Source organism: Streptomyces sp. JJ66, assembly GCF_019303495.1.
In the GTDB taxonomy this organism is placed as follows: domain Bacteria; phylum Actinomycetota; class Actinomycetes; order Streptomycetales; family Streptomycetaceae; genus Streptomyces.
Window position 1 is genome coordinate 160,351 of the sequence record NZ_JAEVFI010000011.1, and the last position, 14,740, is coordinate 175,090.

The window sequence follows — 14,740 nt, forward strand, 5'->3', positions numbered from 1 at the left end:
CCAGGGCAGCAACGGCAAGACGCCCTACGTGGGCCTGGGCGGCAAATGCCTCGACCTCAAGGGCGCCATCGTCAAGGCGGGGCAGCCCGTCCAGCTGTACTCCTGCAACGGCTCGTCCGCGCAGAACTGGACCTTCGACCCAGCGCCCCACCAGAGCGACGCAGACCTGGGCGCGCTGACGATCTTCGATGAGCAGTGCGTGGAGCCCGCCTCCGGGAAGGCGGGGGCGGCCCTGGGCCTCCAGAAGTGCGACGGCTCAGCCAACCAGCAGATCCGGCGCACCACCACGGGACAGCTCAAGCACCGCTCCTCCGGCCTGTGCCTGGCCGTGCGGAACAGCTCCACGGCCAACAGCACACCCGTCGTACTGACAGGCTGCGGCAGCGCCGCGACCGCGCAGCGGTGGGAACCGCAGAACGAGACCCGGCACATCTACGGGCCGGACGGATCGCGGCTCCTGACCGTCCAGCAGCAGCAAGCCACGCTGCACCTGGGCGAGGCCGAGGTCACCGTCCGCAAGGGTGGCGACGTCGTCAGCACCCAGCGCACCTACGCCGCATCCGGCGGCACGGTACTGCGCTCCCTCTACGGCACCGGCTCGGAACGCGTGGTCGCACTGGCCAGCGACCACCAGGGCAGCCCCTACGCGGAGGTCCACCTCACCGGCGACATGGCCGTACGCGTCCGCAAGCAGGACCCGTTCGGCAACCAGCGCGGCACCGACACGGTAGGCGCTGGCCTCACCACCCACACCGGGTTCCTGGGCGCCACCGAGGACAACGCCTCCGGCTACACCCCCCTCGGCGCCCGCCTGTACGACCCGGCCGTCGGACGCTTCCTGTCCGCCGACCCGCTGCTCGACCTGGCCGACCCGTTGCAGTCCAACGGCTACGCCTACGCCCACAACAACCCGGTCACCCTCTCCGACCCGACCGGCCTGGCCGTCAGCCTGACCGCCTCCGAGCGCGCCGCCGCCCTCGCGGGCGCGGGCCTCTCCGCCGCGGCCGTCGCCCAGGCCACGGCCGACAAGAACCGGAGCATCGTCTCGGTGATCCGTGGTGCCGCCTGGGGAACCCTGAAGGAGTTCATCGGCATCAACGACGCCGTGAACTGTTTCCAGGGAGACCTGTGGGGCTGCGGAAGCCTCATCATCGGGGCAATCCCGTTGGGCAAGGTGACGAAAATTCCCTCTGCCCTCAAGGCAATCGGCCGCACGGTCGACGCCATCCTGGCGTGGAGAACGGCGGTGGCCGCAGCCAAGAAAACTCTCGCCGTCGCCAACGCCGCCCTGGCCAAGGCGCTGAAATCCAAGAAGGCGGCGATAGCCAAGGCCAAGAAGGCCGCACAAGCCGCAAAGAAGAAAGCAGCAGAAAAAGCCCAAACCACCAGCAACAAGGCCGTCAACACCACCAAGAAGACCGGAAACACGGTCCAGAAGAAGGCTCAGGCCAAGTCCAACCCGCGCGCTTCCTCCGTCGCCAAGACCCACGGCACCAAAAGGGCCAGCAGCGGAACGAAGTCCACGTCCAAGCCCGGCGGCTCCTCCGGCGCCTCCTCCCGCAGCAAGGGTGGCACCAGCGGCAGCGGCGGCTCCGGCAAGGTGGATGAGGCACCCGAGTCCGGGGGCACCTGCAACAGCTTCACCCCCGACACCAAGGTCCTCATGGCCGACGGCTCCACCAAGCCGATCAAGGACGTGAAGACCGGCGACAAGGTCATCGCCACCGACCCCCGCACGGGTGAAACCCGGGTGGAGACGGTCACCGCCGAGATCACCGGCCAGGGCCTCAAGCACCTGGTCAAGGTCACGATCGACACCGACGGTGACCAGGGCACCAAGACCGCCCAGGTCACCTCAACCGACGGCCACCCCTTCTGGGTCCCCGAGCTCGACGCCTGGATCGGCGCCACCGACCTCCAACCCGGCCAGTGGCTCCGCACCAGCGCCGGCACCCACGTCCAGATCACCGCCGTCAAACGCTGGACCACCCAACAAGCAGGCGTCCACAACCTCACCGTCAGCAACCTCCACACGTACTATGTGGTGGCAGGGTCCACGCCGGTCCTGTCGCACAACACCGGCGGCGGCGGTCACATGTGCGATATCACCGCGACCGCTCCTGATGGGAGCACGCGTGTCGACGTGACGCTGGAGAGCGGTGACATGACTCCGGAGGAGGCTGCTCTCGGCTATCCCAATAATGTCGCTTTCACGCACACGGAGCACCGGTTCTCGCGTATGGCAGGCGCCTCCACAGGACCGAAGGTCTCACTTCCCAACGATCCATCCGCTGGCAAACACCCCTTGAGTCCCGGGGACGCGGTGACCATGCGAGGCCAACTTCCGCCCTGTCCAAGGTGCAAGGGGGCGATGAACCGCATGGTCAGAGAATTGGGAGTGTCAGTTACGTATATATGGGACGGGGTCAAGGGCGCCGGAACATGGAGGGCAAGGGGCAAACGATGAGACTGACTGCCACCGAGGTCGGGTTCTTTCAGGACTACGAGGACGAGGAGATCCTTGAGGTAGGGGTGAGTGGGATCGACGAGGCTGGCGTTCAGAGATCATTCTCAATCCAGCGATCCACCTATGAGCCTGACGAACAGGAAGTGCAGTCTGGAATGGACTCCTACGCCGTCTCGAACGAACAAGGTTTCACGGTTTACGGGTGCCTGCGGCGGGTGCATATTAGCGGCTCGTTGTTGACCCTAACTTTCACAGCTGAAGACGCAAATATTCTTGAAATCCCAACTGCCGTGGAAGTGGATCTGCATGATCCTGGAGTCGATATCCCGAACCTATCCACAAAGTTGAGTGATATACTGAAATGGGGCGCACCCGAGAAGCGGCCAGAACTGATCGGGTTGAACGCTTCCGAGTAGCCGCCAGATGAGCGAATTTGGCGCTATACGCTAACGCCGGCTGCTCAGATCAATACATATGGGTCCCGCCCGGAAGTCTTTTCGGGCGGGACCCATATGGCGTTTGACGGCAACGTCACCGGACGGCGGCTGCGGAGGGCGGGCTGAGGCCGCCCTCCGCCGAGCGGAGGACGTTGCTGAGGTGTGGCCCCGGCGGGACGGTCGGTGGCGATCAAGGTGTCGTCCAGGCGCACGGAGCTCATTTCTTCCGAGCAGCAGCGCTTCAACGCCTCGTGCGGGTCTGTGGTCGGGGGTGTATCGGCAGGCGGGGCAGCGGTGGCGATGGGCCTCGCGGCTCGCAGGCCGTTCGGGGCTCGCGGATGTGTCCGACTGGCCCCTGGCTGCGAGGTGGGGCGGGGTATTGGGGGTGGGGGATCGGGGGGTGGTATCGCCCGGGGTGTGCGCGGGGCGTTGACGGCGGGGGCGGGGGGTGTGAAGGTGCGGGCGTTTAGGTCATGAGCATGACGAGTTGATGGGTCGGGGCGGGACAAGGCTCCGGGTCCCGGCCTGTCGGTTCTCGGCGTGTTCGCTCGTGTGGCCGCACAGCACCTCCCCCACACCTCCCAGCCAAGGAGTCCTGGTGCACCCGAGACTAAAAGCGGCGGGCGTCACGCTCGCTGTCCTGGCGACGACGGTTGCTCTGCCCGCCGTCTCCGTCGCCCACGCGGCACCCACCACCGCGCCCATGTCAGCTGGCGCCCAACCCGCCTCCGCTACCGACAGCCCCGCCACCACCAACACCGCGAACGCCGCCCCCACCCGCGTCACGTCCGCGACCGCCAACACCGCAAGCGCCACACCCGCCGCCGCCCACGCCGCAGGCGACTCCCCCACCGCTGCCAGCACCGTGAGCGCCGCCGCCGCCGCTGCCAGCCCAGCGAGCGCCAGCACCGCTACCGCCAGCGCCGCGAGCGCCAACACCGCACCCACCCCCGCCGTGGTCGCCGCACCGGACATCGACATCGACGCCGTCCGCGCGCACCTGCGGGAGTTCAGCGACATCGCCGCCCGCAACGGTGGCAATCGGCACGCCACCGGCAGGGGGTACGACGCGTCCGTGGCCTACGTGAAGGGCAAGCTGCGCGCGGCCGGGTTCACCGTCACCGAGCAGACCTGCACCTCCGGGTGCTCACGCGGCGCGGGGCCGAACCTGATAGCCGAGTGGCCGCACGGCAACGCCGACCGGGTGTACCTGTTCGGCGGCCACCTCGACGGAGTGTCGTCCGGCCCGGGCATGAACGACAACGCGTCGGGCTCGGCGGCACTGCTGGAGGTCGCCCTCACGCTGGCCGAGCAGCGCCCCGCCATGACCAGCCGCGTGCGCTTCGCCTGGTGGACCGACGAGGAGCAGGGCCTGAACGGGTCGCAGTTCTACGTCCGCTCCCTCAGCGGCACCGAGCGCTCCCGCATCGCGGCGTACTACAACTTCGACATGATCGCCTCCGTCAACGGCGGCTACTTCATCAACCGCATCAACTCCGCCGCCGCCCGGCCGATGAAGGCGTACTGGGACTCCCTTGGCCTGCGGCCCGAGGAGAACACCGAGGGCGCGGGCCGTTCCGACGACTACCCGTTCCAGCGGGCCGGTATCCCCACCTCCGGCTACGCCATGGGCGCGGGCTACCGCAAGACGTCCGCCCAGGCCGCCAAGTGGGGCGGTACCGCGGGCCGCTCCTACGACCCCTGCTACCACCGGTCGTGCGACACCCTCAGCAACATCAACGCCACCGGTCTGAACCGCGCGGCCGACGGCATCGCCCACACCCTGTGGGCGCAGGCGGTCGGCGACCCGGGCGGCGGCTGCACCCCGTCCGACGTCCTCGGCAACGGCGGGTTCGAGAACGGGACGTCGCCGTGGGCGGGCGACACGCATACCATCAACGCGCACGACCGGTACGAGCCGCATACCGGCAGCCGGTACGCCTGGCTGGCGGGGTACGGCCGCAGCAGCAGCGAGCAGATCCGGCAGACCGTCACCGTGCCCGGCGGGTGTGAGTCCGCCACGCTGACCTACCAGCTGCGCATCGACACCGACGAGCGGAGCGGCACCGCCTACGACACCTTCCGCGTCCAGGCCGACGGGCGCACGCTCGCCACCTTCTCCAACACCGACGCGGGCACCGGCTACGTCGAGCGCACCCTCGACCTGAGCCGCTACACCGGCCAGCAGGTCACGCTCACCTTCACCGCCACCGAGGACGGCAGCCTCCAGACCAGCTTCCTGATCGACGACGCCGCGGTGCGTATCAGCTGACAGCGCGCGCCGGGCAGCCGCCCCGGACACAGCGGATGCGCCCCGGACACGACGAAGGGGCCCGTACGACCGAGCTGGTCGTACGGGCCCCTTCGTCAGCTGGCTCGAAGGAGCCTCAGGTCACTTGACGATCTTGGTGACCTGGCCGGCGCCCACGGTCCGGCCACCCTCACGGATGGCGAACTTCAGGCCCTCCTCCATGGCGACGGGCTGGATGAGCTCCACCTTCATGTCGGTGTTGTCACCCGGCATGACCATCTCGGTGCCCTCGGGGAGGGTCACCACGCCGGTCACGTCCGTCGTGCGGAAGTAGAACTGCGGGCGGTAGTTGTTGAAGAACGGCGTGTGGCGGCCACCCTCGTCCTTGGACAGGATGTACGCCGTGGCCTCGAACTCCGTGTGCGGGGTGACCGAGCCCGGCTTGATGATGACCTGGCCGCGCTCGACGTCCTCGCGCTTGATGCCGCGGAGCAGCAGACCGACGTTCTCACCGGCCTGGCCCTCGTCGAGCAGCTTGCGGAACATCTCGATACCGGTGACGGTGGTCGAGGTCTTGTTCTCCTTGATGCCGATGATGTCAACGTTCTCGTTGACCTTGAGGACACCACGCTCGATGCGGCCGGTGACGACCGTACCGCGACCGGTGATGGTGAAGACGTCCTCGATGGGCATCAGGAAGGGCTTCTCGACGTCGCGCTCCGGCTCCGGGATCGCCTCGTCCACGGCCTTCATGAGCTCCATGACGGACTCGCCCCACTTGGCGTCGCCCTCCAGCGCCTTCAGCGCGGAGACCTTGACGACGGGAACGTCGTCGCCCGGGAACTCGTACTCGGAGAGCAGCTCGCGGACCTCAAGCTCGACGAGCTCCAGGATCTCCTCGTCGTCCACCATGTCGGCCTTGTTCAGGGCGACGACGATGTACGGAACGCCGACCTGGCGGGCCAGGAGCACGTGCTCCTTGGTCTGCGGCATCGGGCCGTCGGTGGCGGCGACCACGAGGATGGCGCCGTCCATCTGGGCGGCACCGGTGATCATGTTCTTGATGTAGTCCGCGTGACCCGGGCAGTCAACGTGGGCGTAGTGACGGGAGTCCGTCTGGTACTCGACGTGCGCGATCGAGATGGTGATACCGCGCTGGCGCTCCTCGGGAGCCTTGTCGATGTTCTCGAACGCCGAAGCCTCGTTCAGGTCCGGGAACTGGTCGTGCAGCACCTTGGTAATGGCCGCCGTGAGGGTGGTCTTACCGTGGTCGATGTGACCGATGGTGCCGATGTTGACGTGCGGCTTAGTCCGCTCGAACTTCGCCTTCGCCACTGGGGTCCTCCTGTGGACTGGTGCTGTACGCCCCCCGCACTCTGCGGAAGGGTTCAGGTGGTCGTACCGAACAAGCCAGGACCCCTAGGGGGACGCCCTTGACCCGTTCGTTCTTAAGGGCTGGCGACCGGGGCCCCGGCACGCACCGCGCGTGACGCGATGTGTGCCGGATGCCCCGTATGCCGTTGTGCTACAGCCTAAGGGGTGAGCTCAGGTCGGCGAACCGACGTCACTCGCCCCGGGCCTTCGCGACGATCTCCTCGCTGACGTTCTTGGGAACCTCGGCGTAGGAGTCGAACTGCATGGAGTAGCTCGCGCGGCCGGACGTCTTGCTCCGCAGGTCACCCACGTAGCCGAACATCTCCGACAGCGGCACCAGGCCCGTGACGAGCTTGGCGCCGCCGCGGTCCTCCATGGACTGGATCTGACCGCGCCGGGAGTTGATGTCGCCGATCACGTCACCCATGTAGTCCTCGGGCGTGGTGACCTCGACCTTCATCATCGGCTCCAGCAGGGCCGGGCTGGCCTTGCGGGCGGCCTCCTTGAAGGCCATGGAACCGGCGATCTTGAAGGCCATCTCGGAGGAGTCAACCTCGTGGTAGGCGCCGTCGAGCAGCGTCACGCGCACACCGGTCAGCGGGTAGCCGGCCAGCACGCCGAACTCCATGGCCTCCTGGCAGCCCGCGTCCACGGACGGGATGTACTCCCGCGGGATGCGACCACCGGTGATCTTGTTGACGAACTCGTAGCCGTCGCCTTCGAGCGGCTCGATCTGGATCTGCACCTTCGCGAACTGGCCGGAACCACCGGTCTGCTTCTTGTGCGTGTAGTCGTGCTTGTCGACCGACTTGCGCAGCGTCTCGCGGTAGGCCACCTGCGGCTTGCCGACGTTGGCCTCGACCTTGAACTCGCGCTTCATGCGGTCAACCAGCACGTCCAGGTGCAGCTCGCCCATGCCCGCGATGATCGTCTGGCCGGTCTCCTCGTCGGTGTTGACCTGGAAGGACGGGTCCTCCTCGGCCAGCCGCTGGATCGCGACACCCAGCTTCTCCTGGTCGCCCTTCGACTTGGGCTCGATGGCGACCTGGATCACCGGGGCCGGGAACTCCATCGACTCCAGGATCACCGGGCTGCCCGCGTCGCAGAGGGTCTCACCGGTGGTGGTCTGCTTCAGACCCATGACGGCGACGATGTCACCGGCACCCACCGAGTCGATCTCCTCACGCTTGTTCGCGTGCATCCGGTAGATCTTGCCGATGCGCTCCTTCTTGCCCTTCACGGAGTTCAGCACCTGCGTGCCGGCCACCAGGCGGCCCGAGTAGACCCGGATGAAGGTGAGCTTGCCCAGGTGCGGGTCGGAAGCGATCTTGAACGCCAGGGCGGACATCGGCTCGTCCTCGGAGGGACGGCGCTTGATGACCTCCTCGGAGTCCTTGACCGACTGACCCTCGATCGCCTCGACGTCCAGCGGCGACGGCAGGTACCGCACGACCGCGTCGAGCAGGGGCTGCACGCCCTTGTTCTTGAACGCGGTACCGCAGAACACCGGGGTCACCGTGGTGGTGCCCTCGGCGCCCGTGGACGCCAGGGTGACGCGGCGGACGGCGGCGATGAGCTGCTCCTCGGTGGGCTCCTGGCCCTCCAGGAACAGCTCCATCATCTCGTCGTCGTTCTCCGCGACGGCCTCCAGGAGCTTGCCGCGGTACTCCTGTGCGGCCTCCTGGTGGGTGTCGGGGATGTCCACGACGTCGTACGCCTCACCGAGGGCGGTCTCGGCGGACCACACGAGCGCCTTCATGCGGACCAGGTCCACGACGCCCTTGAAGTCGGCCTCGGCACCGATCGGCAGCTGCATGACCAGCGGCACCGCGCCCAGCCGGTCGACGATCATGTCGACGCAGCGGTGGAACTCGGCACCGGTGCGGTCCAGCTTGTTGACGAAGCAGATGCGCGGCACGCCGTAGCGGTCGGCCTGACGCCACACCGTCTCGGACTGCGGCTCCACACCGGCGACACCGTCGAACACCGTCACGGCACCGTCGAGCACACGCAGGGAACGCTCCACCTCGACGGTGAAGTCCACGTGACCCGGGGTGTCGATGATGTTGATGGTGTGGTCGATGTTGTTCAGCGGCCAGTGGCAGGTCGTCGCGGCGGACGTGATGGTGATGCCGCGCTCCTGCTCCTGCGCCATCCAGTCCATCGTCGCGGCACCGTCGTGGACCTCGCCGATCTTGTAGCTGACGCCGGTGTAGTACAGAATCCGCTCGGTGGTGGTCGTCTTGCCCGCGTCGATGTGGGCCATGATCCCGATGTTGCGGACCTTGGCCAGGTCAAGTGAAGTGGTAGCCATAAGGCTTCAGTCTTCTCTCGGTCTCGATGGGGTCTGCGACTACCAGCGGTAGTGCGCGAAGGCCTTGTTGGACTCGGCCATCTTGTGGGTGTCCTCGCGCTTCTTGACGGCGGCACCGAGCCCGTTGGAGGCGTCGAGCAGCTCGTTCATCAGGCGCTCGGTCATCGTCTTCTCACGGCGGGCGCGGGAGTAACCCACGATCCAGCGCAGCGCGAGAGTGGAGGAGCGGCCGGGGCGGACCTCGACCGGCACCTGGTAGGTGGCGCCACCGACACGGCGGGAGCGGACCTCAAGGGTCGGCTTCACGTTCTCCAGCGCGCGCTTGAGGGTGATGACCGGGTCGTTCCCGGACTTCTCCCGCAGGCCCTCCATCGCGCCGTAGACGATGCGCTCGGCGGTGGAGCGCTTGCCGTTCAGCAGCACCTTGTTGATGAGGGACGTCACCAGAGGAGAGCCGTAGACCGGGTCGATGTGGACCGGGCGCTTCGGGGCAGGGCCCTTACGAGGCATGCTTACTTCTCCTTCTTGGCGCCGTAGCGGCTGCGAGCCTGCTTGCGGTTCTTGACGCCCTGGGTGTCGAGCGAACCACGGATGATCTTGTAGCGAACACCCGGCAGGTCCTTCACACGGCCACCGCGCACGAGCACGATGGAGTGCTCCTGCAGGTTGTGACCCTCACCCGGAATGTAGGCCGTGACCTCGATACCGCTGGTCAGACGCACACGCGCGACCTTACGCAGGGCCGAGTTCGGCTTCTTCGGGGTGGTGGTGAAGACACGCGTGCAGACGCCGCGACGCTGGGGGGAACCCTCCAGGGCCGGCGTCTTGTTCTTCTCGACCTTGTCCTGCCGGCCCTTGCGGACCAGCTGCTGGATCGTAGGCACAGTTTCTCCGGTTTCTGTGTGCCAGTCTCGGTAAAGCTAACCTGGGCCACATTGTCCGACCCACGCGGTCGGGTGTGTCGGAGACTGCGGGCTCCCGCGAAAGCGGGGGAAGCTCCTCGGAGCTTCAGGAGCGTGCAGATCCTGGTGTCACCGGCCGAACCGTGACCGCTGTGGGAGCAGCGGAAACAGCGCAGGGGACACCCCAGGCACAAGGTCAGAGCGTACCTACCGCATTCGCTGCGGTCAAAAGCGAACGACCCGCCCGGCGCGCGGTCACGACGCGATGCCGACCAGGATGACCAGCGTCCACAGCCCCACCCCCAGGTAGCCCAGGACCAGCCCCGCCGTGGCGTACCCGTCCCCCTGCTTGCCGTGGGAGCGGATGTCGCTCCGGGCGATGTGCCCGGTGACGACGGCCGGCAGCGCGAACAGCCCCCAGGTGAGGGGCGTCAGCACGGCGAAGACGAGTGCGGCGACGGCCGCTCCGCTCGTCGGCCGGGGCACCGTGGGGGCCGGTACCGTCCAGTACCCCGGCTGCACGGGCCGCACGTACGGCACCGGTTGCGGTGCTGGTGCGGGCATCGGCACCGGGCCCTGCGGCAGGTCGGCGACCAGCGGCTGGATGTCGGCGTACGTCGCGGCCTGGTGGACGCGGGTCAGACGCGCGTCGTACTCGTCCTTGCGCAGGCGGCCCTCGGCGAAGGCGGCCTTCAGCACGTCGGCCGCGCGCTCGCGGTCGGCGTCGGAGGCGCGCATGAACGAGTGCCCGCCCGGCCAGTTCTGCGACATAGCCGACTCCTCCCCGCAGTCTGAAGCTCGTGCTCCCATCATCCCCGACGCGTCAGGGCTTCGGGGAGTTCCTGCGCGATCCCGCGCACTCCGCCCCCTCCTCCCGCAACCGGTGAGGACGGGGCTCCCGGACTCCGGCCACCCGCCGGGGCCTCGCCCGAGGCCCCGTGCCCGCACTCCCCCGGCACTCGCCAGGACGGCGAAACGCCGCTGGGCGGCACCCCCGGTGGGAGTGCCGCCCAGCGCACAGCGGAACCGCTTACTGGTTGTACGGACCGTAGTCGTAGTCCTCCAGCGGGACGGCCTGGCCGGAGCCGGTGCCGAACGGCGAGTAGTCGATGTCGTCGTAGCCGACGGCCGAGTACATCGCCGCCTTCGCCTCCTCGGTCGGCTCCACCCGGATGTTGCGGTAGCGGGACAGGCCCGTACCGGCCGGGATGAGCTTACCGATGATGACGTTCTCCTTGAGGCCGATCAGGGAGTCCGACTTGGCGTTGATCGCCGCGTCGGTCAGGACCCTGGTCGTCTCCTGGAAGGACGCCGCCGACAGCCACGACTCGGTGGCCAGCGAAGCCTTGGTGATGCCCATCAGCTGCGGACGGCCGGAGGCCGGGTGGCCCCCCTCCTGCACCACGCGCCGGTTCTCACCCTCGAACTTCGAGCGCTCGACCAGCTCGCCGGGCAGCAGCTCGGCGTCACCGGACTCGATGATCGTCACGCGGCGCAGCATCTGCCGGATGATGATCTCGATGTGCTTGTCGTGGATCGACACACCCTGCGAGTTGTAGACCTTCTGCACCTCGCCGACCAGGTGGACCTGCACGGCCCGCTGGCCCAGGATGCGCAGCACGTCGTGCGGGTTGGCCGCACCGGCCGTCAGCGGCTGGCCCACCGCCACGTGGTCGCCCTCGGAGACCTCCAGGCGCGCGCGCTTGGAGACCGGGTAGGCGGTCTCGTCCGAGCCGTCGTCCGGAGTGACGATGATCTTCTTCGTCTTCTCCGTCTCCTCGATGCGCACCCGGCCGGCCGACTCGGTGATCGGGGCGACACCCTTCGGGGTACGCGCCTCGAACAGCTCGACGACACGCGGCAGACCCTGGGTGATGTCGTCACCGGCCACACCACCGGTGTGGAAGGTACGCATCGTCAGCTGGGTGCCGGGCTCACCGATGGACTGGGCGGCGATGATGCCGACGGCCTCTCCGATGTCCACCAGCTTGCCGGTGGCCAGCGAGCGCCCGTAGCACATGGCGCAGGTGCCGACGGCCGACTCGCAGGTGAGCACGGAGCGGGTCTTGACCGTCTGCACGCCGTTGCGCACCAGCTCGTCGATGAGCACGTCGCCCAGGTCGGTACCGGCCGGGGCCAGCACCCTGCCGTCCACGACGATGTCCTCGGCCAGGCAGCGCGCGTACACGCTGGTCTCGGCGTCCTCGGCCTTGCGCAGCGCGCCGTCCGCGCCCTTGGCGGCGATCTCCAGCTTCAGGCCGCGCTCGGTGCCGCAGTCCTCCTCGCGGATGATGACGTCCTGCGAGACGTCCACCAGACGCCGGGTGAGGTACCCGGAGTCGGCGGTCCGCAGGGCGGTGTCCGCCAGACCCTTACGGGCGCCGTGCGTGGAGATGAAGTACTCCAGCACGGACAGACCCTCGCGGAACGAGGACTTGATGGGACGCGGGATGGTCTCGTTCTTGGCGTTGGAGACCAGACCGCGCATACCCGCGATCTGCCGCATCTGCATCATGTTTCCGCGCGCGCCCGAGTCAACCATCATGAAGATCGGGTTCGTCTTCGGGAAGTTGGCGTTCATGGCCTCGGCGACCTCGTTGGTCGCGCGGGTCCAGATCGTCACCAGCTCCCGGGAACGCTCGTCCTTGGTGATCAGGCCGCGCTCGTACTGCTTCTGGACGACCTCGTCCTTCTCCTCGTAGCCCGTGATGATGTCCCTCTTGGCCTCGGGCACGACCACGTCGGAGATCGCGATGGTCACCCCGGAGCGCGTGGCCCAGTGGTAACCGGCGGACTTGAGGTTGTCCAGCGTCGCGGCGACCGCCACCTTCGGGTAGCGCTCGGCCAGGTCGTTGACGATCTGGGAGAGCTGCTTCTTGCCGACGGTGTAATTGACGAACGGGAACTCCTCGGGCAGGAGCTCGTTGAACAGCGCCCGGCCCAGCGTCGTGCGCAGCCGGAAGCCGTCCCCCGGCTGCCACGGCGCCTCGTCCTCCGCGGGCGCCGGCGGCGTCCAGCCCAGCGGCGGGACGGAGCCGATCGGGAAGCGGATCTCGACCTCGGCCTGGAGCGAGAGCTCCCCGGCGTCGAAGGCCATGATCGCCTCGGCGGTGGACGCGAACGAGCGGCCCGCGCCCTTCAGCTCGCGCTCCTGGCCCTCGGTGGTCAGGAAGAACAGGCCAAGCACCATGTCCTGGGTGGGCATGGTGACCGGACGGCCGTCGGCGGGCTTGAGGATGTTGTTCGAGGACAGCATCAGGATGCGCGCCTCGGCCTGGGCCTCCGCCGACAGCGGCAGGTGCACGGCCATCTGGTCACCGTCGAAGTCCGCGTTGAACGCGGTGCACACGAGCGGGTGGATCTGGATGGCCTTGCCCTCGACCAGCTGCGGCTCGAACGCCTGGATGCCCAGACGGTGCAGCGTGGGCGCGCGGTTGAGCAGCACCGGGTGCTCGGCGATGACCTCTTCGAGGACGTCGTACACCACGGTGCGCTGACGCTCGACCATGCGCTTGGCCGACTTGATGTTCTGCGCGTGGTTGAGGTCCACCAGGCGCTTCATCACGAACGGCTTGAACAGCTCCAGGGCCATCGCCTTGGGCAGGCCGCACTGGTGCAGCTTGAGCTGCGGGCCGACGACGATGACGGAGCGGGCGGAGTAGTCCACGCGCTTGCCGAGCAGGTTTTGCCGGAACCGGCCCTGCTTGCCCTTGAGCATGTCGGACAGCGACTTCAGCGGGCGGTTGCCCGGGCCCGTCACCGGCCGACCACGGCGGCCGTTGTCGAACAGCGCGTCCACGGCCTCCTGCAGCATCCGCTTCTCGTTGTTCACGATGATCTCGGGCGCACCGAGGTCGAGGAGACGCTTGAGGCGGTTGTTGCGGTTGATGACGCGGCGGTACAGGTCGTTCAGGTCGGAGGTCGCGAAGCGGCCACCGTCCAGCTGCACCATCGGACGCAGGTCCGGCGGGATCACCGGCACGCAGTCGAGCACCATGCCCCGGGGGCTGTTGGACGTCTGCAGGAACGGCGAGACGACCTTCAGGCGCTTGAGGGCGCGGGTCTTCTTCTGCCCCTTGCCGGTGCGGATGATCTCGCGGAGGCGCTCGGCCTCCTCCTCCAGGTCGAAGGTCTCCAGGCGCTTTTGCAGCGCGGCGGCGCCCATGGAGCCGTCGAAGTAGGTGCCGAAGCGGTCCCGCAGCTCGCGGTAGAGCAGCTCGTCCCCCTCCAGGTCCTGGACCTTGAGGTTCTTGAAGCGGTTCCACACCTCGTCCAGGCGGTCGATCTCGCGCTGGGCGCGGTCGCGCAGCTGCTTCATCTCGCGCTCGGCGCCCTCGCGCACCTTGCGGCGGACGTCCGCCTTGGCGCCCTCGGCCTCCAGCTCGGCGAGGTCGGCCTCCTGCTTCTTGGCGCGGGCCTCCAGGTCGGCGTCACGGCGCTGCTCGATCTGCTGGCGCTCGACGGCGACGTGCGCCTCCAGCGAGGGCAGGTCGCGCGTGCGGCGCTCCTCGTCCACGTACGTGATCATGTACGCGGCGAAGTAGATGACCTTCTCCAGGTCCTTCGGCGCCAGGTCCAGCAGGTAGCCCAGCCGGGACGGGACGCCCTTGAAGTACCAGATGTGCGTGACGGGCGCGGCCAGCTCGATGTGGCCCATCCGCTCGCGGCGCACCTTGGCTCGGGTCACCTCGACACCGCAGCGCTCACAGATGATGCCCTTGAAGCGGACGCGCTTGTACTTGCCGCAGTAGCACTCCCAGTCCCGGGTGGGGCCGAAGATCTTCTCGCAGAAGAGGCCGTCCTTCTCGGGCTTCAGGGTGCGGTAGTTGATCGTCTCGGGCTTTTTGACCTCACCGTGCGACCACTGACGGATGTCGTCAGCGGTGGCCAGGCCGATCCGCAGCTCGTCGAAGAAGTTGACGTCGAGCACTCTCGTCAATCCCTCTCAGGGTCGTGTCAATTGTGGTCTGAACGGGGTCCGGGGAGTGCCGGGGC

At 67.8% G+C, this 14,740-nt stretch carries 9 protein-coding genes; 3 read left to right on the forward strand and 6 right to left on the reverse strand.

Annotated elements, in window-relative coordinates:
• Window positions 1–199: 199 nt before the first annotated feature.
• The 3 genes from JJV70_RS23480 (at window position 200) to JJV70_RS10410 (ending at window position 5,176) form a co-directional block, all read left to right on the forward strand.
• Complete coding sequence (locus JJV70_RS23480) at window positions 200–2,467, forward strand: RHS repeat-associated core domain-containing protein (protein ID WP_374227277.1); 2,268 nt, start codon at window positions 200–202, stop codon at window positions 2,465–2,467.
• Entirely contained in the window at window positions 2,464–2,883 is a 420-nt protein-coding gene (locus tag JJV70_RS10405; RefSeq protein WP_219047538.1) for an Imm10 family immunity protein, read from the forward strand. Before JJV70_RS23480 ends, JJV70_RS10405 begins: the two co-directional genes overlap by 4 nt.
• Before the next feature lie 619 nt (window positions 2,884–3,502).
• Window positions 3,503–5,176 carry a M20/M25/M40 family metallo-hydrolase gene (locus tag JJV70_RS10410; RefSeq protein WP_308294768.1) on the forward strand — a complete coding sequence of 558 codons (1,674 nt, stop codon included), beginning with the start codon at window positions 3,503–3,505 and terminating at the stop codon, window positions 5,174–5,176.
• A gap of 120 nt (window positions 5,177–5,296) precedes the next feature.
• Here JJV70_RS10410 and tuf read toward each other — a convergent pair whose 3' ends face one another.
• From tuf to JJV70_RS10440, 6 genes are all read right to left on the reverse strand, one after another.
• Window positions 5,297–6,490, reverse strand: a complete 1,194-nt coding sequence (gene tuf / locus JJV70_RS10415) for an elongation factor Tu (protein WP_219047539.1) — start codon at window positions 6,488–6,490, stop codon at window positions 5,297–5,299.
• A 229-nt stretch (window positions 6,491–6,719) separates the two neighbouring features.
• Window positions 6,720–8,843 carry an elongation factor G gene (gene fusA / locus JJV70_RS10420; RefSeq protein ID WP_219047540.1) on the reverse strand — a complete coding sequence of 708 codons (2,124 nt, stop codon included), beginning with the start codon at window positions 8,841–8,843 and terminating at the stop codon, window positions 6,720–6,722.
• A 39-nt stretch (window positions 8,844–8,882) separates the two neighbouring features.
• Window positions 8,883–9,353: a 30S ribosomal protein S7 gene (rpsG, locus tag JJV70_RS10425; RefSeq protein WP_219047541.1), complete on the reverse strand. Its 471-nt coding sequence runs from the start codon at window positions 9,351–9,353 to the stop codon at window positions 8,883–8,885.
• 2 nt (window positions 9,354–9,355) lie between these two features.
• Window positions 9,356–9,727, reverse strand: a complete 372-nt coding sequence (rpsL, locus tag JJV70_RS10430; protein ID WP_003948652.1) for a 30S ribosomal protein S12 — start codon at window positions 9,725–9,727, stop codon at window positions 9,356–9,358.
• A 273-nt stretch (window positions 9,728–10,000) separates the two neighbouring features.
• A complete protein-coding gene (locus JJV70_RS10435; RefSeq protein ID WP_257573698.1) occupies window positions 10,001–10,516 on the reverse strand; it encodes a DUF1707 and DUF4190 domain-containing protein in 516 nt (171 codons plus the stop codon).
• Window positions 10,517–10,775: 259 nt separating this feature from the next.
• Entirely contained in the window at window positions 10,776–14,675 is a 3,900-nt protein-coding gene (locus tag JJV70_RS10440) for a DNA-directed RNA polymerase subunit beta' (protein ID WP_219047648.1), read from the reverse strand.
• Window positions 14,676–14,740 lie beyond the last annotated feature (65 nt).